Origin of the sequence: Bradyrhizobium sp., from assembly GCF_004799405.1 — a bacterium.
Classification (GTDB): Bacteria; Pseudomonadota; Alphaproteobacteria; order Rhizobiales; family Xanthobacteraceae; genus Bradyrhizobium.
Genome location: NZ_SSMW01000013.1, coordinates 1 through 21,220, shown reverse-complemented (window position 1 = coordinate 21,220; position 21,220 = coordinate 1). Strand labels below are relative to the sequence as shown.

19 protein-coding genes and 3 pseudogenes are annotated in these 21,220 nt (G+C 62.3%); 16 read left to right on the top strand and 6 right to left on the bottom strand.

What is annotated here, in order from left to right; translation table 11 throughout:
• Both E7813_RS26110 and E7813_RS03115 read left to right on the top strand, forming a co-directional pair.
• The coding region (locus E7813_RS26110) for a nitroreductase/quinone reductase family protein (protein ID WP_363331148.1) at positions 1–137 on the top strand (137 nt) is incomplete at its 5' end.
• A 111-nt stretch (positions 138–248) separates the two neighbouring features.
• Entirely contained in the window at positions 249–1,109 is an 861-nt protein-coding gene (locus E7813_RS03115; protein ID WP_291570750.1) for a TIGR03620 family F420-dependent LLM class oxidoreductase, read from the top strand.
• A 22-nt stretch (positions 1,110–1,131) separates the two neighbouring features.
• On the opposite strand, the gene E7813_RS03110 is transcribed toward E7813_RS03115, so the two are convergent.
• A complete protein-coding gene (locus tag E7813_RS03110; protein ID WP_291570748.1) occupies positions 1,132–2,022 on the bottom strand; it encodes an LLM class F420-dependent oxidoreductase in 891 nt (296 codons plus the stop codon).
• A 109-nt stretch (positions 2,023–2,131) separates the two neighbouring features.
• Between E7813_RS03110 and fgd the strand changes: the two genes are divergently transcribed.
• The 4 genes from fgd to cofC are packed head-to-tail and all read left to right on the top strand — an operon-like array spanning position 2,132 to position 5,548.
• Positions 2,132–3,136, top strand: coding sequence for a glucose-6-phosphate dehydrogenase (coenzyme-F420) (fgd, locus tag E7813_RS03105; RefSeq protein ID WP_291570746.1), 1,005 nt, complete (start codon positions 2,132–2,134; stop codon positions 3,134–3,136).
• A 17-nt stretch (positions 3,137–3,153) separates the two neighbouring features.
• Positions 3,154–3,927: a coenzyme F420-0:L-glutamate ligase gene (gene cofE / locus E7813_RS03100; protein WP_291570744.1), complete on the top strand. Its 774-nt coding sequence runs from the start codon at positions 3,154–3,156 to the stop codon at positions 3,925–3,927.
• Complete coding sequence (gene cofD / locus E7813_RS03095; protein WP_291570742.1) at positions 3,924–4,874, top strand: 2-phospho-L-lactate transferase; 951 nt, start codon at positions 3,924–3,926, stop codon at positions 4,872–4,874. The genes cofE and cofD overlap by 4 nt, the downstream gene beginning before the upstream one ends.
• Positions 4,871–5,548: a 2-phospho-L-lactate guanylyltransferase gene (gene cofC, locus E7813_RS03090; RefSeq protein WP_291570740.1), complete on the top strand. Its 678-nt coding sequence runs from the start codon at positions 4,871–4,873 to the stop codon at positions 5,546–5,548. Before cofD ends, cofC begins: the two co-directional genes overlap by 4 nt.
• Here the strand turns inward: cofC and cofH are convergent.
• Positions 5,471–7,909, bottom strand: a complete 2,439-nt coding sequence (gene cofH, locus E7813_RS03085; RefSeq protein ID WP_291570738.1) for a 5-amino-6-(D-ribitylamino)uracil--L-tyrosine 4-hydroxyphenyl transferase CofH — start codon at positions 7,907–7,909, stop codon at positions 5,471–5,473. The two genes, cofC and cofH, sit on opposite strands and share 78 nt — an antisense overlap.
• Positions 7,910–8,032: 123 nt before the next feature.
• Between cofH and E7813_RS03080 the strand changes: the two genes are divergently transcribed.
• Positions 8,033–8,986 (top strand): LLM class F420-dependent oxidoreductase, encoded by a 954-nt coding sequence (locus E7813_RS03080; RefSeq protein ID WP_291570735.1) that lies wholly within the window; start codon positions 8,033–8,035, stop codon positions 8,984–8,986.
• A 27-nt stretch (positions 8,987–9,013) separates the two neighbouring features.
• Here E7813_RS03080 and E7813_RS03075 read toward each other — a convergent pair whose 3' ends face one another.
• Together E7813_RS03075 and E7813_RS03070 are read right to left on the bottom strand one after the other, a co-directional pair.
• On the bottom strand, positions 9,014–9,829 hold the full coding sequence (locus E7813_RS03075) for an LLM class F420-dependent oxidoreductase (protein WP_291570733.1): 816 nt from the start codon (positions 9,827–9,829) through the stop codon (positions 9,014–9,016).
• Between the two features lie 98 nt (positions 9,830–9,927).
• Positions 9,928–10,092 carry a hypothetical protein gene (locus tag E7813_RS03070; protein WP_291570731.1) on the bottom strand — a complete coding sequence of 55 codons (165 nt, stop codon included), beginning with the start codon at positions 10,090–10,092 and terminating at the stop codon, positions 9,928–9,930.
• A 175-nt stretch (positions 10,093–10,267) separates the two neighbouring features.
• On the opposite strand from E7813_RS03070, the gene E7813_RS03065 reads away from it, so the two are divergent.
• The 8 genes and pseudogenes from E7813_RS03065 to E7813_RS03030 all read left to right on the top strand — a co-directional run bounded on the left by E7813_RS03065 (position 10,268) and on the right by E7813_RS03030 (position 18,477).
• On the top strand, positions 10,268–10,414 hold the full coding sequence (locus tag E7813_RS03065; RefSeq protein WP_291570729.1) for a hypothetical protein: 147 nt from the start codon (positions 10,268–10,270) through the stop codon (positions 10,412–10,414).
• 175 nt (positions 10,415–10,589) lie between these two features.
• Positions 10,590–11,357 (top strand): annotated as a pseudogene (locus tag E7813_RS03060) (ABC transporter substrate-binding protein).
• Positions 11,358–11,393: 36 nt separating this feature from the next.
• A complete protein-coding gene (locus E7813_RS03055) occupies positions 11,394–12,047 on the top strand; it encodes an amino acid ABC transporter permease (RefSeq protein ID WP_291570727.1) in 654 nt (217 codons plus the stop codon).
• Positions 12,044–12,775 (top strand): annotated as a pseudogene (locus E7813_RS03050) (amino acid ABC transporter ATP-binding protein). The gene E7813_RS03055 and the pseudogene E7813_RS03050 overlap by 4 nt, the downstream one beginning before the upstream one ends.
• 28 nt (positions 12,776–12,803) lie before the next feature.
• Positions 12,804–14,090: an FAD-binding oxidoreductase gene (locus E7813_RS03045; RefSeq protein WP_291570752.1), complete on the top strand. Its 1,287-nt coding sequence runs from the start codon at positions 12,804–12,806 to the stop codon at positions 14,088–14,090.
• A gap of 360 nt (positions 14,091–14,450) precedes the next feature.
• Complete coding sequence (locus tag E7813_RS03040; protein ID WP_291570724.1) at positions 14,451–14,975, top strand: GDSL-type esterase/lipase family protein; 525 nt, start codon at positions 14,451–14,453, stop codon at positions 14,973–14,975.
• Positions 14,976–15,430: 455 nt separating this feature from the next.
• A complete protein-coding gene (locus E7813_RS03035; protein WP_291570723.1) occupies positions 15,431–17,179 on the top strand; it encodes a CocE/NonD family hydrolase in 1,749 nt (582 codons plus the stop codon).
• Between the two features lie 50 nt (positions 17,180–17,229).
• On the top strand, positions 17,230–18,477 hold the full coding sequence (locus E7813_RS03030; RefSeq protein ID WP_291570721.1) for an ABC transporter substrate-binding protein: 1,248 nt from the start codon (positions 17,230–17,232) through the stop codon (positions 18,475–18,477).
• 201 nt (positions 18,478–18,678) lie between these two features.
• Here E7813_RS03030 and E7813_RS03025 read toward each other — a convergent pair.
• Positions 18,679–18,954, bottom strand: a pseudogene (locus tag E7813_RS03025) (M20/M25/M40 family metallo-hydrolase); the annotation flags it as partial.
• A gap of 275 nt (positions 18,955–19,229) precedes the next feature.
• On the bottom strand, positions 19,230–20,450 hold the full coding sequence (locus tag E7813_RS03020) for an MFS transporter (RefSeq protein WP_291570719.1): 1,221 nt from the start codon (positions 20,448–20,450) through the stop codon (positions 19,230–19,232).
• A gap of 646 nt (positions 20,451–21,096) precedes the next feature.
• Between E7813_RS03020 and E7813_RS26105 the strand changes: the two genes are divergently transcribed.
• Positions 21,097–21,220, top strand: a 124-nt coding sequence (locus E7813_RS26105; RefSeq protein WP_363331147.1) for a nitroreductase/quinone reductase family protein, incomplete at its 3' end; no start/stop codon positions are given.

Below are 21,220 nucleotides of genomic sequence, written 5' to 3'. Positions count from 1 at the left end.
CGCGGGCCAGGACAACGGCGGGGGAGGAACGCCTCCGACTTTGGAAAAAGGCGCTCGAATTTTGGCCGCCCTACGCCGACTATCAGCTCAAGACCGAGCGCGAGATACCGGTGGTCGTGCTGGATCCAGTCCAATAGGGTACGTGGTGGCCGACCGCCGCAGCGACGCAATCTCGCTAATTCGCACGGCTTCGTCCCTTTGGCCGCGCGATAGCGGCTCGCACGCACCTTCAACCGGAGGCAATCGACATGAAACTCGGACGCCTTGGTGTGTGGTACAGCACCGATAAACTTGACGGATCGCAGCTGCGCGATTTCGTGCGTACGGTCGAGAATAATGGCTACTCGAACCTGTGGTACCCCGAATCACGGGGCTATGAGTCGATGTCGCTGGCGTCCTGGCTGCTGTCGAGCAGCGAGAAGCTGGTGATCGGCAGTTCGATCGCCAACATCTATGCACGCGATTCCTTCACCGCGCAGCGCGCCATGGTCTCGCTGAACGCGCTCTACGACGACCGGTTCATTCTCGGTCTCGGGGTCAGCCACATTCCGATGGTCGAGGGCCTGCGCGGCCATCGCTACGACAAACCGCTGACCGCGATGGGCACCTATCTCGACGGCATCAACAAGTTCGCGTCCGCCGGCGAACTGCCGCCGGTCGTGGTCGCAGCACTCGGACCGAAGATGCTGGCGCTGAGCGGTGCCAAGTCGCGTGGCGCTGTCCCATACAACGTGACTCCGAAGCATACGGCTCAGGCCGCCGCGATCCTCGGGCCTTCGAAGTGGCTCGCGGTGGAGCAGAAGGTAGTGCTCGAGACCAATCCCGCGAAGGCGCGGGCGCTCGGGCGCAAGGAACTGTCGCGCTACATGGCGCTGCCGAACTACCGCAACAGCTGGCTGCGCCAGGGCTTCACCGAGGCTGAGCTCGCCGACGGCGGTAGCGACCGGTTCATCGATACGATGGTCCTGTGGGGCGATGCCGACACGATCAGGAGCGGCCTGCGGGCGCACTTCACCGCCGGCGCCACGCATGTCTGTCTGCAACCCGTCCACGCGGATGGCGATTTCGCCGCCCGCGACCGCATGCTGGCCGTGCTCGCCGATACCTGAGGCGCGTGTGTGCCGCTCTCCCTCAGAGCAGATCGGCGACGGCGTTGCGGTAGCGGCGCATCGCGCCGACATGGTCGGTCATGCTCCGGCCGCCCATGCGCTTGTGGTGGTATCCGCCGAAGGTGTTGTGCAGCGTGACGTGCGTGACGCCTGCCTTCTTCCAGAAGCTGATTTCCTCGCGCCAGTCCTTTTCGCTGCCTGTACCGGTTGAGGTCCAGACTTCGAGGCCAACCGAGGCCGGATCCCGTCCCTCGGCCTCCACCAAGCGGCGCAGCTTGTCGAATTCTGCGACGGCCTTGGGTCCCGGCGGTTCAGACAGCATGATCCATCCGTCGCCCCACTTTGCGATCCGCTGCAGCGTCACGTCCATGTGACCGCCGAACCACAGCGGAATTTTGCGGCGTGGCGGCAGGGGATTGATGCCGGCGTCCTGGAGGCGGTGCCACTTGCCCTCGAACGTAGTGTAGGGATTGGCCCACAGCGCTTTCATCACTTGGACCTGTTCCTCGGATCGCTTGCCCCTATTGTGGAAATTCTCGTTGAGGCCGATGAACTCAATCTCGTTCCAGCCCACGCCGATACCGAACCGGAAGCGGCCGCCGCTGAGGACGTCGAGGCTGGCAGCCTGCTTGGCAACCAGCACCGTCTGACGCTGCGCGAGAATCAGCACCTGGGTGGAGAGTTCGACCTTTTTCGTGCAGGCAGCGATGAAACCGAACGCCACGAAGGGGTCGTGGAACAGGCCGAGCCCACCCGCACGGCCGCTGGCGGGGTTGGCCGGGTTGCCGCCGAGGACGTGGTCCGCCAGCGTCAGACCTTCGTAACCTTCGGCCTCGGCGAGCTGTGCGAATTCGCGCACGATCGGGCCATCGCCACCGATGTCGCCGAAAGGCAGCGCAATTCCGAGATGCATGGTCGTTTCCTTGCTTTGGCTGGTTGTTGGTTTGCCGCTAGTCTATAGATTTCCGCGACGGGTACTACGGCATCGGCATCGACCGGCGCCAGCCAGGAGAACACGTGTGGTGATCAAGCTCGGATACAAGGCATCGGCGGAGCAGTTCGCGCCGGGCAAGTTGCTGGGCTTCTCATGTCTTGCCGAGGAAGTCGGTTTCGATTCGGTCTTCATCAGCGACCACTTTCAGCCATGGAAGCACGTCGACGGCCATGCGCCCTTCTCGCTGACCTGGCTGGGCGCGCTGGGTGCCAGAACGTCGCGCGTCGTCATCGGCACCAGCGTGCTGACGCCGACTTTCCGCTACCATCCTTCCATCGTCGCCCAGGCGTTCGGCACGATGGGCGCGATGTTCCCGGGACGCGTCGTGCTCGGCATTGGCACCGGCGAAGGACTCAACGAAGTGCCTCCGACCGGCCAGCCTTGGCCGGAATTCAAGGAGCGCTTCGCTCGCCTGCGTGAATCCGTCACGCTGATTCGGGCGCTCTGGACGCAGGAGCGGGTCAGCTTCGAAGGCCAGTACTACAAGACTGAGAAGGCAACGATCTACGACCGCCCGGACACGCCGGTGCCGATCTATGTCGCAGCCGCGGGTGCCCTCGTGGCGCGTTACGCCGGCCGCTCCGCCGAGGGGTTCATCTGCACAAGCGGCAAAAAGCCGGAGCTCTACACCGAGACCCTGTTGCCGAAGGTCGCCGAGGGCATCGCGGCGTCGGAGGATCCGTCGCGGTCCTTCGATCGCATGATCGAGGTCAAGGTGTCGTTCGATATCGATAAGGTGCGGGCGCTCGAGGACACGCGTCACTGGGCGGCGCTGGCGCTGACGCCCGAGGAAAAGGTGACGGTGGAGGATCCCGTCGAGATGCAGCGCCTCGCCGACGCACTGCCGCTGGAGCGCGCCGCCAGTCGATGGATCGTGTCCAGCGACGCCGACGAGCACGTAGAGCGGATCGGTTACTATGTCGGCCTCGGCTTCCGAAATCTGGTTTTCCACGCGCCGGGACCAGACCAGGCGCGCTTCCTGAAACTCTACGCTGAGCACGTGCTGCCGCGTCTCCGCAAGCGTTTCGGTTGAGTGCGCGGGACCGGCCGATGAAACGCAGCAACGCCGTCGAGATCCTCGCCGTCCCCGGCATTCCGCTGGTGCGCAAGGACGACGATCTCGTCGCCTTGATCGGTGAGGGGCTGGCGCGCGGTGGCATCGTGCCACGTGGCGACGACGTCTTCGTGCTGACGCAGAAGATCGTGTCCAAGGCCGAAGGGCGCATGGTCGATCTCGCGACCGTCGAACCCTCGACTGAGGCGATCAAACTCGCCGGCAACGTCCAGAAAGATCCGCGCCTCGTCGAACTGATCCTGTCGGAATCCGTGCGCGTCGTGCGGGCAAGGCCGGGCATCCTGATCGTCGAGCACCGGCTCGGCTTCGTGATGGCCAATGCGGGCATCGACCAGTCCAACGTGGCCTCGCCCGATGACCCCCAGCGAGCACTGCTACTGCCGGTCGATCCCGACGGCAGCGCGGCGATATTGAGGAGGCGCCTGTCGCTAAGGTTCGGCGTGCCAGTGGCGGTGATCATCAATGACAGCTTCGGCCGTGCCTGGCGGCGCGGTACCTGCAGCGTCGCGATTGGTGCCGCCGGCCTCCCGTCGCTGATGGATCTGCGTGGCTCGCCCGATCTGTTCGGCCGCGCGCTTCAGGTCAGCATCACCGGGCATGCGGACGAGATCGCTGCTGCAGCGTCGCTCGTTATGGGGCAGGGCGCCGAAGGCCAGCCTGTCGTGGTCGTGCGCGGTCTGACATGGCGCGGTCCCGACAATGGTGCGTCTGAGCTGGTGCGCCCAGCCGCCGAGGACATGTTCCGATGAGCAAACGGCTTGTCGTGGCGCTGTCCGGCGGGGTCGGCGGTGCGAAACTGGCGCTCGGTCTGAGCCTCGTCTTGCCGGCTGACGAACTGCTCGTGGTCGCCAACACCGGCGACGATTTCGAGCATCTTGGACTAAGCATCTCGCCCGATATCGACACGCTGACCTACGCTCTCGCGGGCATCGACAATCCCGCCACCGGCTGGGGCCGGCGTGACGAGACGTGGTCGTTCATGGACAGCATCGGCGCGCTCGGCGGCGAGGACTGGTTTCGGCTCGGCGATCGCGATCTCGCGTTGCATGTCGAGCGCACCCGTCGCCTGCGCCTGGGACAAACACTGTCCGAGGTGACATCAGACATTTGCCGGCGCCTCGGCATCGGTGTCCACGTGGTGCCGATGAGCGACGACCGCGTACGTACCCGTGTGCGCGTTGACGCGGGCTGGATCGACTTCCAGGACTACTTTGTGCGCCAGCAGTGCCGGCCGGTTGTCCATGGGCTGGCTTTCGACGGCGTGATGCTCGCCCGGCCGCACGCCGACATCACGGCAGCGCTGCGCTCGGGCGACGTGCGGGCCGTGATCGTCTGTCCGTCCAATCCCTTCATCAGCGTCGAGCCGATCCTGACGATCCCCGGCATGCGCGATGCGATCAAGGCGAGTGGCGCACCGGTCGTCGCGGTATCACCAATCATCGGCGGGCAGGCCGTTAAGGGCCCGACCGCGAAGATGATGCGTGAACTTGGCTTTGAGGTCAGCGCCGCCGCCGTCGCCGCACGCTACGGAGACTTGCTCGATGGCTATATCGTCGACCACGCCGACGCCGATGGGGTCGGCAACGTCGGCGCGCGGGTCACGATCGCTAAAACCCTGATGAAGAGCCTGCATGACCGGGAGACGCTGGCGCGCGTGACGCTCGGCGCGGCAGACGCACTGGTCTCGCAGCGATGAGCGACATCTGGGCGGTCATTCCGGTCAAGGAGTTTGATGGCGCCAAGCATCGGCTGTCCGGCCTGCTGTCGTTGCCAGAACGTCGTCTTCTCGCCGAGACCATGCTCACCGACATGCTCGAAGCCGTTGCTGGCTCCCGGCTTCTGGCCGGGGTGATGATCGTCACGCTCGATCCGCATGCGACGGCTCTTGGCGAAAGGATCGGTGCGCGGATCGTGACCGAGGGCGCGCGCGACGGACATACCGGCAGCGTGAACGCCGGCCGCAGGGTGCTCGCGGGCGAAGGGCGTAGCGGCATGATCACGCTGCCCGGAGACATTCCAGCCACCCGTGCCGGCGAGATAAACGCGGTGTTATCGGCGCATCTCGCAGCGCCCTCTTTCACGATCTCGCCGGCGCATGACGAGCTCGGATCCAATGCCGTCGTCTGCTCGCCGCCGGAATCGGTGCCACTTCGCTTCGGCGACAACAGCTATTTCCCGCACCTCGTCGCCGCGCGTCTTCAGGGCATCGAGCCGACCGTGATCCGTCAGCCCGGAATCGCTGTTGATATCGACCATCCGGTCGATTTGGCGCTTTTCCTGCGCCTGCCGCAATCAGTCGGCACACGTACCCGCACGCTGCTCGAGGAACTTGGCGTGCCCGCGCTGCTGGCCGAGCGGGGCATCGCCTAACCGACTGCCGCCTTTGCGCGGCGGCGTCAGCACAATCGGCTCCAGGTCGGCCGCGATCACGGATGCCGCTCGACGGTCTTCCGGCACCGGCCGATAGAGAGTGTCACGTTGCATCGGCTCGCGATTAATCGAGCGGATGAGCGCTTCCATGTTGTGGGGCGGAAACTCCTGGCCGTGCTGGGTGCCGGCGGCGCGCGAGATGCTCTCGTTCATCAACGTGCCACCGAGATCGTTTGCGCCAGACTTCAGGCAGACCGCGGCGCCCGCCGGTCCCATCTTCACCCAGGACGTCTGGATGTTGGGGATCAGCGGATGCAGGGCCAGTCGCCCGACTGAATGCATGAGCACGGCTTCGCGGAACGTCGGGCCGGGGCGAGCGATGCCGAGGCGGTACATCGGCGCTTCCATGTGGACGAAGGGAAGCGGCACGAACTCGGTGAAGCCGCCGGTTTCGGCCTGCAAGTCGCGTAGCGCGAGCAGATGTATCGCCCACGAACTCGAGGTCTCGACGTGCCCGTACATGATGGTCGAGGTGGTGCGCAAACCCGCCTGGTGGGCGGCGCGCTGCACGTCGAGCCATTGCCCGGTGTTGATCTTGTCGGGGCAGATGATGGCGCGTATTTCATCGTCGAGGATTTCGGCCGCCGTTCCGGGTAGTGTGCCGAGACCGGCCGCCTTCAGCTTCGCGAGAAACTCGTGGATCGGAAGTCCCAGCGTGGCCGCACCTTGCGTCACTTCCAGAGCCGAGAAGGCGTGGATGTGCATGTCGGGAACGACCGCCTTGATCGCCTGGCAGATCGCTTCGTACGTGGCGCCGGTGTAGTCGGGATGGATGCCGCCCTGCAAGCACACTTCGGTCGCCCCGCGATCCCACGCCTCGATCGAGCGACGCGTAATTTCATCGATGTCGAGATCATAAGGTGAGCCACGCAGATCCTCATGCGTGCGGCCTTTCGAGAACGCGCAGAACTTGCACCGGTAGGTGCAGATGTTGGTGTAGTTGATGTTGCGGTTCACGACGTAGCGCACGACGTCGCCACTAACCGCGCGTCGCAGCGCGTCGGCGGCCTGCGTGACGTACCGATAGTCCGCGTCGCGTGCCGCAAACAGGCGCACGATGTCGTTCGAGGCGAGCCGTTCGCCCGATGTGGCACGTTCGACGATTCCGGCGATCCCGGTGTCGACGCCGCGGGCGATCACCAGCGGCGCCGGTGGCGGCTTGGTGTTGCCCGGTGCCCAGTCGTCGTCGCGCGCGAAGCCCTCAGCGTCGCTCATGCGTCGCACGCGGGTGGCGATATCGGGAGCCAGCCACGTATCGGCGTCGCGCACGTAGCGGGGGTAGACGGACAGGCGGTTCACCAGCAGCTTGCCGGCGTCCGCGCTTTTGCGGGCGAGTTCGGCAATGGCAGGCCACGGCGCCTCTGGGTTCACATGATCGGGCGTGACCGGCGAGATGCCGCCCCAGTCGTTGAGCCCTGCGTCGATCAGCTTTTGATAGGCTCCTGGCGACAGATTTGGCGGCGCCTGGATATTCATGTCGGGCCCGAGAATCAGACGCGCCGTCGCGATGGTCCAGAGCAGGTCGTCGAGATCAGGTTCCTCAGAATTGGCGAGCTTGGTGTCAGGCTTGGCCCTGAAATTCTGGACGATGACTTCCTGGATATGGCCATGGGCCGCGTGCAGATCCCGAATCACCTCCAGTGCGTCGATCCGTTCGTCTCGTGTCTCGCCGATGCCGATCAGGATTCCGGTCGTGAACGGAACCTTCAGTTCGCCGGCCAGACGCAGGGTCTCCAGCCGGACTGCAGGAGCTTTGTCAGGAGAACCGTAGTGAACGCCGCCCTGCCTGCAGAGCCGCTCGCTGGTGGACTCCAGCATGATGCCCTGACTCGCCGTGACCTCGCGCAACCCGGCGATCTCGTCGCGCGTCATCACGCCGGGATTGGCATGAGGCAGTAATCCGGTCTCGCGAAGCACAAGCGCGCACATCGCAGCCAGATAGGAGATCGTCGTTTCGTGGCCAAGCGCCTTCAATGCATCGCGCGCGGCCTGGTATCGCAGCTCCGGCTTGTCGCCCAGAGTGAACAGGGCTTCGGTGCAACCCGCGGCCGCGCCGGCGCGCGCGATGGCAAGCACTTCGTCGGGTGACAGGTAGACGGGCTTGCCCGTGCGCGGCACTTGCGCGAACGTGCAGTAGTGACAGACGTCGCGGCAGAGTTTGGTCAGCGGAATGAAGACCTTGCGCGAGTAGGACATCAGCCGCCCGTGCGCGGAATCGCGCAAGGCCGCGGCTTCTGCTATCAGTTCGGCCAGCGGCGCGTGGAACCGCTGCCGCCTCGCCTGTCTAACGGCCGCCGTCATGATCCGTCGTCTCCGCCTGCATCTGGTCGCATGTCGTCGCGGGACGCGCTTGCCGCCACCCGCTGGCGGCCGCATGGTGTCGCATCGACGCGGGCAATGCAATGTAGGGAAGGGACGCAACAAATGTTGATCGGCTTCAACGCACCGACCGCCGGACCCCTGTCGACCGCGGATAACCTTACCAAGATCGTGGTTCGCGGCGAGGCGATGGGCTTCGACTACGCGACGTTCAGCGACCACGTCGTGATTCCCACCGTGATCGCGGCCGAATATCCCTACAGCGCCTCCGGGGAGTTCCCCAGCGGCACCCGCAACGAGCGGCACGAACAGCTGACGGAGATCGCCTGGATCGCCGCGAAAACGACGCGCCTGCGTCTTGTGACCTCCGTTATGGTGGTCCCGCATCGGCCAGCCGTGCTGACCGCCAAAATTCTCGCGACTATCGACGTTCTCTCGGGTGGCCGACTCACGCTGGGTATTGGTGCGGGCTGGATGCGCGAGGAGTTCGAGGCCCTCGCCGCGCCGGACTTCGATGCGCGTGGAACTGTGACCGACGAATATGTCCGCGCCTTCGTGGAACTCTGGACGAAGGATGCGCCGAAGTTTGACGGGAGGCATATCCGATTCTCGAATATCGGTTTCGAGCCGAAGCCCGTGCAGAAGCCGCATCCGCCGATCTGGGTCGGAGGCGAGAGCGGCCCTGCGTTGCGACGAGCCGCCCGCATCGGCGATGCCTGGTACCCGATCGGCACCAACCCCCAGAATCCTCTCGATAGTCTGACGCGTCTCAAGGTCCAGGCGGAGCGCCTGCGCAAGATGACCGCCGAAGCGGGGCGCGATCCCAAGGCGGTGGGCTTAAGCCTGCGCATCACGGTGTTCGGCGAGACCGCGCCAGCCAAGGCCAGTGATGGCGAACATCGTCTGTTCGCCGGTCCGCCAACGCTCCTTGCCGCCGACATCCGCGCGCTGCGCGACGTCGGTGTCGGCTGCCTCGATTTCGGGTTCGGCGGTTCGACGGCCGACGAAGTCCTTAGCGGCATGCAAAAATTCAGGGCCGAGGTCCTGCCGCTCGTCTAGCGTCGAAAGAGGCTTCCATTACCGACGCTAGCTGCCGAGCTGACGGATCAACGTCGCCCAACGGTCGAGCTCCGGCAGGATCTTATCGCCCTTGGCAGAATCAAAGGCGACCACCACGCGCGAGATGCCATCGTCGCGGTCGCGCTTGAGCAGGTCGAGATTCTCCTTGGCGCCCCAGATCGTGATCGGCACCGACGCGAGATCGCGGCCCGCCTCAACCGCCATCTCGCGGAATTTTGGCAGCAGGGCCTGCACGTCGGCGTACTGGGTGCGCGTGCGGTGAGGCATCCAGCCGTTGCCGTAAGCCAGGGCACGCCGCGCGCCGTATGGGAAGGCGCCGCCGACCAGGATTGGCGGATGCGGCTTCTGGACCGGTTTCGGCCAGGTCATCATCGGCTCGAAGTTCACGAACTCGCCATGATACTCGGCCTTTGATTGGGTCCAGATCGCCTTCATGGCCTCGATACGCTCGCGCGCCAGCTTGTGGCGGCTTGCGAAAGCGGTGCCGTGGTTGGCCATCTCGTCCTCGTTCCAACCGTTGCCGACGCCGAACAGGAAACGGCCACCCGAAACCTGGTCGATCGAAGCGACCTGCTTGGCGGTCTGGATCGGGTCGCGCTGAGCAATCAGGCAAATGCCGGTCCCGAGCAGTAGCGTTTCGGTCGCCGCCGCAGCTGCACTCAGAACCACGAACGGGTCCATCACGTCGTAATACTTCTTGGGAAGATCGCCGCCGCTGGGGAAGGGCGATTTGCGCGTCAACGGGATGTGGGAGTGTTCGGGCACCCAGAGCGAATCGAAACCGCGGTCCTCCAGTGCCAACGCCAGTTCGGTAGGTGTCATCGAATAGTCCGTGAAAAACATTTGCCCGCCGATGCGCATCGTTCTCTCCTTTATCGTGTCGCTCGCAGGCCATGTGGCCGGCGATGGATTTTGTGTCGTTATCTATTGGTCGCGATGGCCTTCGGACGTTTCGGCCACCGCGGCTCCGCGCGTGACAGCACTTGCTCGATCAGCAGAAAACCCAGCTCTTCCGCGCGCTGCACGAGTGTGACTGGCACGTCCAGATGTGCGCCCGAATAGCCGATTGCCAGACCAAGCTTCATCGTCATGTCCTCCGCGGCCCGAGAATACGAAGGGTCGGCTCGCTTGAACAGGTGTTGGCGCGTACCCGGGAGACTGCCATAAACGGCGGCTCCCCGATGCCCCCGTCGCGTGCCATGATAGCGTTTGGAAGGCGCCGATCGAACGCGCCGCTCGATCCGGGGAGGAACCGCCGTCATGAAATTCGCCCTGCACTTCCGCAACAACACGTTCTCCGACCCTGAAGGCGCACGCCGTCTGGTGCGCCTGGCGGAGGCGGCAGGTTTCGATTCGGTGTTTGCTGTCGAGCACGTCGTGTTTCCCGACAACTACACGAGCGTCTAGCCGCAACATCCAGCGTCGGCTCCTCCCCGTCCGCCGGCCTGCTCATTCCCTTGCTGCCGCGCACGCCTCCATGTGCGTGAAAATCGCTTGCACGTTTGTCGGCGATGTGACTGTAATTTCAACGTCGAAATTTGGCTTAGACGGCGACAATACAACCACTCTGGTGGAGGGTACGATGATTTTCAAACGTCTCGCTCAGGCCGCAGCGGCGGCCCTCGCCCTGACAGCCGCGGCGCCCGGGTCGGCGCAACAGGTGCTAAAGGTGGGTTCGACTCCAACCGGCGTGCCCTTCACGTTCCTCGACACCAAGACCAACAGCATTCAGGGCGTGATGGTCGATCTCGTCACCGAGATCGGCAAGGATGCCGGCTTCCAGGTGCAGATCGAGCCGATGCAGTTTTCCACGCTGATCGCTTCGCTGACGTCGAACAAGATCGACATCATCTCGGCGGCGATGTTCGCTACCGCCGCGCGCTAGGAGGTCATCGATTTCTCGGATCCCGTCTATACCTATGGCGAGGGCCTGATGGTGCCCAGGACCGACACCAAAAACTACTCGGCACTGGAAGATCTGAAGGGCGAGGTCGTCGGGGCCCAGATCGGCACCGCCTTTGTCGATGCACTGAAGAAGACGGGACTATTCACCGAGGTCAAGGCTTACGATACCATTCCGGACATCCTGCGCGACGTGAACACGGGCCGTCTAAAGGCCGGGTTCGGCGACTATCCGATTCTTGCCTACAACATCAAGCAGGGCGGCTTTCCGGAAGTTCGGCTGGTTGATTCCTACAAGCCGACGGTGATCGGCACCGTCGCGATCGGGGTCCGCAAGGGCGACCAGGAACTGCTGACCAAGATCAATGCTTCGCTCGCCAAGCTCAGGGTAAATGGTACCGTCGACAAGATTCTCGACAAATGGGGACTGACGGCAAAGTCCCCCTGAGGCTCGATCGCAGGGTGCAGCGAGTGATTTGAACCGATGCAAAATTTCCTGCGTGACGCCACCGAGTTTTTCCCTATCCTGCTGCAAGGCGTGGGCCTGACGATCCTCGTCACTGTGGGCTCGCTGATCCTGTCGACGATTCTCGGGCTGTTTTGGGCATTGATGCGGGTCTCCGGCGTGCGCGCTTTGTCCGGGCTGAGCGCCGGCCTGATTAACGTGATCCGTGGTATCCCGATCATCGTTCTGTTGTTCTACCTCTACTTTGTGATGCCCGACTTCGGCGTCACGCTGACCGCGCTGCAGGCGGCGATTCTCGGACTCGGCATTGCCTACTCGGCCTATCAGGCGGAGAATTTTCGCGCCGGCATTGAAGCGATCGACAAGGGACAGATCGAAGCCGCACAGACCATCGGCATGGGCTGGTGGCTGACCATGCGCCGCGTCGTGTTACCGCAGGCCGTTCGCATCGTGCTGCCGCCCTACGGCAACATCATGATCATGCTGTTGAAGGATTCCTCGCAGGCCTCGACCATTACGGTTGCCGAACTCGCGTTGCAGGGCAAACTGATAGCCTCCTCGACATTCAAGAATACCAGCGTGTTCACGCTCGTGGCGCTGATGTATCTCACCATGAGCATTCCGCTCATTCTGTTGGTTCGGCATCTCGAAAAGAGGTCGGAGCGCCGATGATCGAGCTCCGCAATGTCCACAAGAGTTTCGGTCCGGTTGAGGTGCTGAAGGGCATTACTGCCTCGGTCGAGAAGAGCGAGGTAGTCTGTATCATCGGTCCGTCGGGCTCGGGAAAATCGACCATCCTGCGCTGTATCAATGGCCTGGAAAGCTATGATGCCGGCGACATTCTGGTCGAGGGAGCGCGGGTAGAAGGCAAAGCGTCATCGATCGTCGCGATCCGGACTCAGGTTTCGATGGTGTTCCAGCGTTTCAATCTGTTTCCGCACCGGACGGCCATCGAAAACGTCATTGAAGGACCGATCTATGTGAAGAACGAACCTCGCGCCGAGGCGCTGGAGCGCGGCCGCGTGCTGCTGGCGCGGGTCGGACTCGCCGAAAAGGCCGGCGCCTATCCGGCGCAGCTATCGGGTGGCTAGCAGCAGCGTGTCGCGATCGCCCGTACGCTGGCGATGCAGCCGAAGGCGATCCTGTTTGACGAGCCGACTTCTGCGCTCGATCCGGAACTCGTCGGCGAAGTACTTGGGGTTATGCGCAAGCTCGCCGACGACGGCATGACGATGGCTGTGGTCACGCATGAGATGGGATTTGCCAGGGAGGTCGCCGATCGGGTGTTGTTCATTGATGGCGGCGTGATCGTTGAGCAGGGGCCGGCGAAGGCGGTGCTTGACCAGCCACAGCACGCGCGAACCCGGGATTTCCTGCGCCGCGTGCTGCATCCTTTATGAGGCCAACTTCACGGACCGAATGATGTCGATCCACAATCCGCTTGCGTTGCCGCCGAGCGTTTATGCCGACAACGCAGTTCCAGCTGTCCCGACGCCTCCACTTGACACCGACAGGAACGTGTCGGTTGCGATTATCGGTGGCGGGTTTGCCGGACTTTCGACCGCGCTGCATCTCGCCGAGCAGGGGACCGACGCGATCGTGCTCGAAGCCCAGGAGCCGGGCTGGGGCGCGTCGGGCAACAACGGCGGCCAGCTCAATCCGGGACTGAAGCTCGATCCCGACACGATCGAGGCGTCGTTCGGTGCTGACCTCGGCCGGCGCATGATCGCGTTTTCCCACAGCACACCCACCTTTACGCTCGACCTTATCCGCCGCCTCGGAATCGCATGTGAGGCGCGGCAGAACGGCACGCTGCGGGCGGCCTATCACGAGGTGAACGCGGCGGCTGTCGAAACTACCGCGGAGCAGTGCATGCGGCGCGGCATGCCGGTCAGTGTGCTCGATCGGAACGCGTTGCGGGAGGTGACGGGAACAGATCGATATGTCTGCGCCATGCTCGACCGTCGTGGTGGCGATGTGCAGCCGCTGAGCTATGCGCGGGGTCTGGCGTGCGCGACGCTCGCCGCCGGTGCCGCGATTCACGGGCAAACGCGTGTGACCTCGCTGCGGCCGGAAGGTGGGCGATGGCGGATCGAGACCCCGCGTGCAGTGGTTCGGGCCGAGAAAGTACTGATCGCGACAAACGGGTTTACCGATTCTCTCTGGCCCGGCCTGCGCCGTACCATCGTGCCCGTGTTCAGCTCCATCGCCGCGACCGAGCGGCTCCCCGATAGCATTGCACGACAGATCTTGCCGACGCGATCGGTGCTGTACGAAAGCGGCCATATCACAGTTTACTATCGCGTCGATGCGTCGAACCGTCTGTTGATGGGAGGGCGCGGTCCGATGCAATGGATCAGGGATCCGTCCGCGGTCGCATATCTCATGCGTTACGCCATTAGGCTTTGGCCCGCGCTTCGAGGTATTAGCTGGACCCACGGCTGGAACAGCCGCCTTGCCATGACTGCCGATCACTACCCGCATGTGCACGAGCCGGGGCCGGGTGCGCTGGTCTATCTCGGGTGCAACGGCCGTGGCGTGGCGCTCGCGACCGCGATGGGACAGCAATTGGCAAAACGGTTGATCGGGGGTGAGACGGCCGAAATCGACATGCCGATCACAGGCCTAAGGCCAATTCGTTTCCATGCATTATGGCCCGTGGCCGTGAAGAGTGTCGTACTCTACGGTCGGATTCGCGATCACCTCGGACTATAGTGTACCGATTTACATTTAGGAGGTGGAGAAATTGAAGAATCCGGAAAACTCTTGATTGTACCAATTGTTGTTGGCAGTGCGGCGACTTTAACCCCATAGCAGGAGCGATCGGCAAGTTGTTGTGGTCCTCGCTGTAGATTGTGAGTTGCCGGCATCTCGGGTCGGCCAGTGGCAGAATTCTTCCATAACATTTGATGGGCGAACATGCGCCGTGGGATACCTTGTCGGACATGAGTGAGTTCAGCGAGGAATAGTCTTTTTCGTTGTGCTCATTTCTGACGCAGTGTGTAAACCGTTACACCGCATCAGATTGCTGCTATATTTTTTCGCCTGAATTCGAATGGCGAGAAGGGCAAGGTAATGAATCCGAGGAAGGGTGGTTTTGTCGCCTTGATGTTCGCCGCGTTCAGTATCGTCTCGCTAAATTCTGCCTTGGCTCAGATTGTCGCCCTTGGCGCGAGCAATACGCAGGGAAAAGGCGTTTCCCCGTCGGAGGCATGGCCTGCGCGTTTGGAGAGCATGCTTCACGCCAGAGGCAAGAACGTTCATGTCGTGAATGCTGGAATAAGCGGAGATACGACTGGCGGAATGTTGGCGCGCCTCGACAGGTCGGTGCCGGACGGCACGACCCTCGTCATCCTGAATTTCGGCGGAAACGATTTCACGAGAGGCAAGCATGGCGGCGGAATGATCACCCCCGAAGCCAGGCAAACCAATATCGCAAGGATCATCGGGGAACTTCACAGGCGTCACATCCGGACCGTCGTAGCTGATGGGATCATCAACTCGGCAAGAGCGGCGGGAATGGTCCAGGTTGATCATATTCACCTGACGGTTGCCGGCCATCAGAGAGTTGCCGGCCAATTGATCGGGTCGATCAGATGAACTCACATGAGGCAGGTTGATACGTTTTCAATAGTGACTTGGGTGGCCTCCGCGACTGTTTGGCGATACCGCTCGAGCCGCCGACTGTCGAAGATGTCATCGGGCTCGCCCGGCAGATCGACAATCTCGATGCCGCCGGCGTCCGTCAGCTCATGCAGCTGGTCGGCTGCTTCGCTCGTCCGAACAGGCAACCCCCGGGCGGGTGAGTTTGCACTTCCGTATGTGGAACGGCTGGATGGAGGTCATGGCCCGGCGAAGGACACGTCGCCTTCTCACGACCAAGTCCCAGTACCAATTGTGCTTTTTGCTCTTCCGGTTTTGCATGAGGAGGCAAATGTTGCGGTATCGAAGGGGCCAAATGGACAACGACTAGCTAGCCGACTGGCGCTGAGCCTGATAACGCGAGCAAGACAGACTTCCATCGCTTGCGCATTTGCGAAACGGGAGACGTTCGAATGGGCCAAACGACGGTCCAAGACGGGATGGCGATCGACTGGGATGTCGACATTCCGGTCGACGATGGTGTCGCGCTCAAGGGCGATGTGTTTCGGCCAATCTCGGGCGAACCGTGTCCCGTCTTGCTGACCTACGGCCCCTATGCCAAGGGCCTTTCTTTCCAGCAGGGTTATCCGAGCGCGTGGCAGAAGATGATCGCCAATCATCCAGATGTTGCCTACGGTTCGACCAACAAATATCAGAATTGGGAAGTCGTCGATCCTGAGAAATGGGTTCCGCATGGATACGCCTGCGTGCGCGTCGATTCGCGCGGAACGGGCCGTTCACCCGGATTCATCGACCATTTCTCGCCCCGCGAGACGCGTGACTTCTACGAATGCATCGAGTGGGCCGCGCGGCAGCGGTGGTCAAACGGCAAGGTCGGTCTTTCGGGCGTCTCGTATTACGGCATCAACCAATGGCATGTCGCCTCGTTGCAGCCGCCGCATCTCAACGCCATGTGCATTTGGGAAGGCGCAGCCGACTGGTACCGCGATATGACCCATCACGGCGGGATCCTCTCGACCTTCTGGGCGAACTGGTACGACATGCAGGTAAAGACCGTGCAATACGGCCTTGGCCAACGCGGTCCCCGGAGCGCCGTCTCCGGTCTTTGGGTGTGTGGCGACGAGGCGCTGTCCGACGACGAACTCGCACGTAACCGCTGCAGCTTCGGTGACGACATTCTCAGCCACCCGCTCGACGACGACTACCACAGGGTTCGTTCGCCACAATGGGACAAGGTGACGGTTCCTTTCCTTTCAGCCGCGAATTGGGGTGGACAGGGTTTGCATCCCCGCGGCAATTTCGAAGGGTTCATGCGCGCCGCTTCGAAGGAAAAGTGGTTAGAGGCACATGGCCTCGAGCATTGGACACATTTCTACACGGACTACGGGCGCTTGCTGCAAAAAGCCTTCTTCGATTACTATCTCAAGGGCGTGAACAATGGCTGGCGCGAGCGATCCCGTGTGCTGCTGCAGGTGCGCCATGTTGATCGCTTCGAGGAGCGAAGCGAAGCCGAGTGGCCGCTGGCGCAAACGTTATGGACCAAATTTCATCTCGTTCCCGATGGTCAGACTCTGTCCTCTGTTCCGCCCAGCAAATCCGGCTGCCCATCGTTCGATGCCGGCGGCGACGGCCTTACCTTCCTGTCGGAGCCGCTTTCGGAACAGACGGAAATTACCGGACCAGTCGCCGCGCGATTGCGCATTTCGTCGTCGACATCCGATGCCGATATCTTTCTCGTCTTTCGTGTCTTCACGGCCGACATGCGCGAAGTCGTGTTTGTCGGGGCAATTGATCCACATACGCCCATTGCCCAGGGCTGGTTGCGGGCGTCGCATCGTAAACTCGACAGCAAGCTTTCGAAGCCATGGCGGCCTTATCATACGCATGATGAAAAGCAGCCCCTGATCCCTGGCGAGCCAGTCGATCTGCACGTCGAAATCTGGCCAACCTCGATTGTGGTCCCGGCCGGATGCCGGATAGCATTGTCAGTGCGCGGACGAGATTACGAATGGCAGAAGACGACGGGCTTGCGGCTGTCGAATTTCAAAAACGAGCTGACCGGCTGCGGGCCGTTCCTGCACGACGACCCGCGCGACCGGCCGTGCACCCTGTTCGGGGGGCGCATGACCCTGCATGTCGACGCTGACGACGCGAATTATCTGCTTCTTCCGATCATCCCCCGGAAGCAGTCAAGGGAATAACAAGAGTACGCGAACAATACGCCAGAAATAAACCAAATCGGGAGGACGTCATGAGGATCACTAGACGCGACTTGATGCAGGCAGCCGCCGCAACAGCGCTCACCGGGTCTACTGGAAATGCGGCCGCGGCGGAAACCGCCGGCGCGATCTGCGTAGGACTGCTGACCGTGAAGACAGGACCGCTGGCTTCGGGCGGTATCGACATGGAGCGCGCGCTCGTGATGTATCTGAAGGAGCGCAACAATGAGCTCGCCGGCCGCAAGGTTGAACTCATCGTCGCCGATACCGCCGGCGTTCCCGCGACCGCGCGCACCAAGACGCAGGAGCTCGTCGAGCGCAACAATGTCCATTGTCTAATTGGCCCGCTCGCCGCCTTCGAGGCTTTGGCAATCGACGACTACATCCGCCAGACCAAAACCCCCACGCTTTCCGTTGCGGCGGCCGAGGACATGACGCAGCGTCATCCCAATCCCTGGTTCGTTCGCGCCACTTCCACGTCGGCGCAATGCGCCCATCCGATGGCGGATTACTGCAGTAAGGAGCTCAAGTTCAAACGTATGATCACCATCGCCGATGACATCGCGTATGGCCAGGAGATGTGCGCCGGCTTCCAGCGGGTTTTCGAAGAGAATGGCGGCAAAATCATCCAAAAACTGTTTACGCCGCTCGCCACGCCCGATTATGGGGCCGTTGTGACCGACCTCAAGATCGACGCGGACGGCATCTTTCTGGGGTTCGCCGGCTCCAACGGCTTCCGTTTCCTTCGGCAATTTGTCGAATATGGAATGAAAGATAAATTGCAGCCGATCGGCGGCATGACGGCCCTTGACGAAGCGGTGCTCCGCAATATGGGCGACGAGGCGCTCGGGATTGTGACGGCGTGCTGGTATTCCGCTGAACTCGACAATCCGCTCAACAAGCAGTTTGCGCCGGCCTTCCGCAAGGAATTTTCATACGACCCGGGCTTTTACGCCGCCAGCACATATGTCGAGGCGGCGGTGCTGGAATCAGCCTTGAAGGCAGTCAGCGGCAAGGTCGAAGACAAGGATGCATTCATGGCGGCCCTGCGTGCGACCAAGGTGGATACGGTGCGCGGGCCGGTCCGATTCGACGAATTCGGAAACGTCGTCGGTAACGTCTACATCCGAAAAGTAGCGCGCAAGGACGGGCGCCTCGTCAACGCGGTCATCAAAACCTATCCGGCCGTCAGCCAGTTCTGGACCTACGATCCGAAACAGTTCCTCGCCAATCCGGTGTATTCCCGGGATTTTCCACCTGCACAAAATCTCGAGAAGTAGCGAGGCCTTGCGCTTTCCTGGCACGAACCGGACTACGGCGATGTCGCCGATCATCTGGGCGTCGGGAATGCCGCCGCGCGCACTTTGCCCCCAAAAGCTGCCGTCGACCACCTTCATTCGCTTAGCAACCACTAGCAACCGATTTGGTCGAGGGAACGCATAGGTAGATGGGAAACAGGCCTTGAGACGCATCAATTCGCGTCAATTGGCCGGCATCGTCTTCTCCACCATTCGCACCCAATACGACGCGCCGTGGCCAAGGATCGAGTCGTTGAATCTGTAAGCAGGATGATGGCACTCCGGGCTATCGCCCATGCCGAGGAATATGAAGGCGCCGGGACGCTCCAGCAGCATGAAGGCGAAATCCTCACCAGCCATGATCGGCGTGGTGCGGTCGTTTACGCGGTCCGCTCCCGCGACGTCACGCGCGACGTCTGCTGCTAGAGCGGTTTCGCGCTCGTGATTGATAGTCGGCGGACAAGGCGTCGCAGCATATGTCTGAAACGGGTCAGAAACGGACCTCACGGCCCTGAAATGCGACTTCCGCTATTCTCCCAAAAGCGGACTCCGAGCGAACATCGCACCATGTCCGGTTCGTCCCAACAAGAGACTCATGCACTGCGGCAAACAACATCGCCATTCGACCGCCCCGTCGGAGCTGGCTTGTAATGTCAAGGGCACAGCGATGCCGGGTGTCCGGACCTTGCGGCACGAAGCGTGCGGCCGTCCGAAAGACGGCCGCACAGTCGCTGTCACTCGGCGGCTTGTAGCGAGGTGATTTGCGCAACCAGTTCCTTGCCCTTCGTCTCAGGGCTGTACAGCAGGGTGATGACGAACATAATCGCGGCGCCGGTCGTCGCCACCAGCATCGGAACGGCGAAGCCAAGCGGCTGACTGACGGCGAAGTAGGTCAGCACCGGCCCGGTGAAGCCCGCCCAGATCGCTCCTTGATGGTAGCAGAAGCCCGACGCGGTCGCCCGCACCTCGGTCGGGAAACGTTCGGTCAGATACGCCGGATTCTGTCCATAGATCGCGCCGAGGAACGCACCCTGCAGGATGAAGGCGCCGGCCACCGTGGGGTAGGAATCAGAGAACAGATAGAGCGGCGTGACGCAGGCGCCGATCGCCGCCGGGATGATCATGGCCCATCTGCGACCGAAGATATCGGCAACGTACCCCCAGGCACCGCTCGCCAGGAACGCCACCAGGTTGGCTAGCGCGATCGGCATCGCAACCATTCCCGCAGCCAGATGCAGATCCTTCTGGAGGTGCGTGGCGAACATGCCGTAGACCGAGTAGTAGATCACGAAGCCGCTCGCCATCCACAGGCACGCCATGACCGTGTTACCGAGGACGCGCCGGCGGAAGATTTCGAGCAGCGGGGCCCGAAATTCTTGCTTCTGCTCACGCTGAATGCGGCGGTTCTCCACCCACACCTTCGGCTCCTTGACATAGATGCGAATCCACACGACGGCCAAAGCCGGCAGAACGCCGAGGATCAGCAGGCCGCGCCAGCCGATCGTGTCGTACAGCAGTCCGTAGGCGAGGCTTGACAGCAGGAAGCCGATACTCCACGACCCCTGCAACACGCCGCTCATGAGACCGCGCGAGCGAGTTGGCCACGATTCCATGGCAAGCGCGGCGCCGGCGGGCCACTCCGCGCCCATGCCGATGCCGAGCAGCGCGCGGAACAGGAAGAGCAGCGTGAAGCTCGGCGAGAGGCCGGCGAAGAGGTTGCACACCGAGTACCACAGAATCGAGATCATCAATGGTGCTTTGCGCCCGATGCGATCGGCGAGCCAGCCGGAACCGACGGCGCCCACCAGCCGCAGCCACAGGGTTACGGTGAATACCGCGGTCACTTCGATCAGCGGCACGTGGAACGTTTCCGCGATCGGCACCATGATCAAGAGGAAGATGGTGAAGTCGAACGCATCGAGGGTCCAACCTAGCCAGGCGGCGATCCATGCCATCCATTGATCCTTGGTGGGCTCTTTCCACCATGGGAGTTGGCCGGGTAACTCAGCTGTCATTGTCATAGGCTTTCCTCCGGTTGTGCTTGAGCAGGCTTGCTTTCTGCAGGCGGCCGTCTGCGCGGCCTGAGCACTAACGTCGGGAGGAAGCGAAGCCGCCAGTCGCAACTTCAAGAAAAGCTATGGCGAATTCGCTCCGCCTTGATGGCGGCGAGACTCGAGCCGAAGGTCAAAATCCCAGGACTGCATCACTGGCAGCTCCCAGACGCTGCACGATCTCAATCGTTCGCTCTGCGAGTATGTCATGCGCTCGCGGTGTGACAAGGGGAGCGATTCACTAACTTTGGGCGGGGATGGCCTGTTGCCACGATAAGCGTTGCTCTTGGGTAAGGATGACTGACCGGATCAGGATCGCCGCACGTACACACCAACACGAGGCTCAATCCCCGCTGCACAAAAGCTTGCCGGTGCCAGGCCGGGGTCAATGTCGATGTCGGTTCGGGGTCAAAAGCGGATCTGACGGTCCCGAAATCGGACTTCCGTTTTACCCCTGAAAGCGGACTCCGAGCGGACATCGCGCCATGTCCGTTAAGTGCCAACAGCAGACATGCGCGCCACCGGCAATAGACGCCGCGAATGATCGCGCATGGTGCCCCGGCGAGGTGAGATCACGGCGCCGGCCCTGCTGCTGACCACCACCGGCCGCAAGTCTGGCGATAAATTCATATTCCCGCTGTTTTACGGAACGGACGGCGGCAGTTACTTCGTAA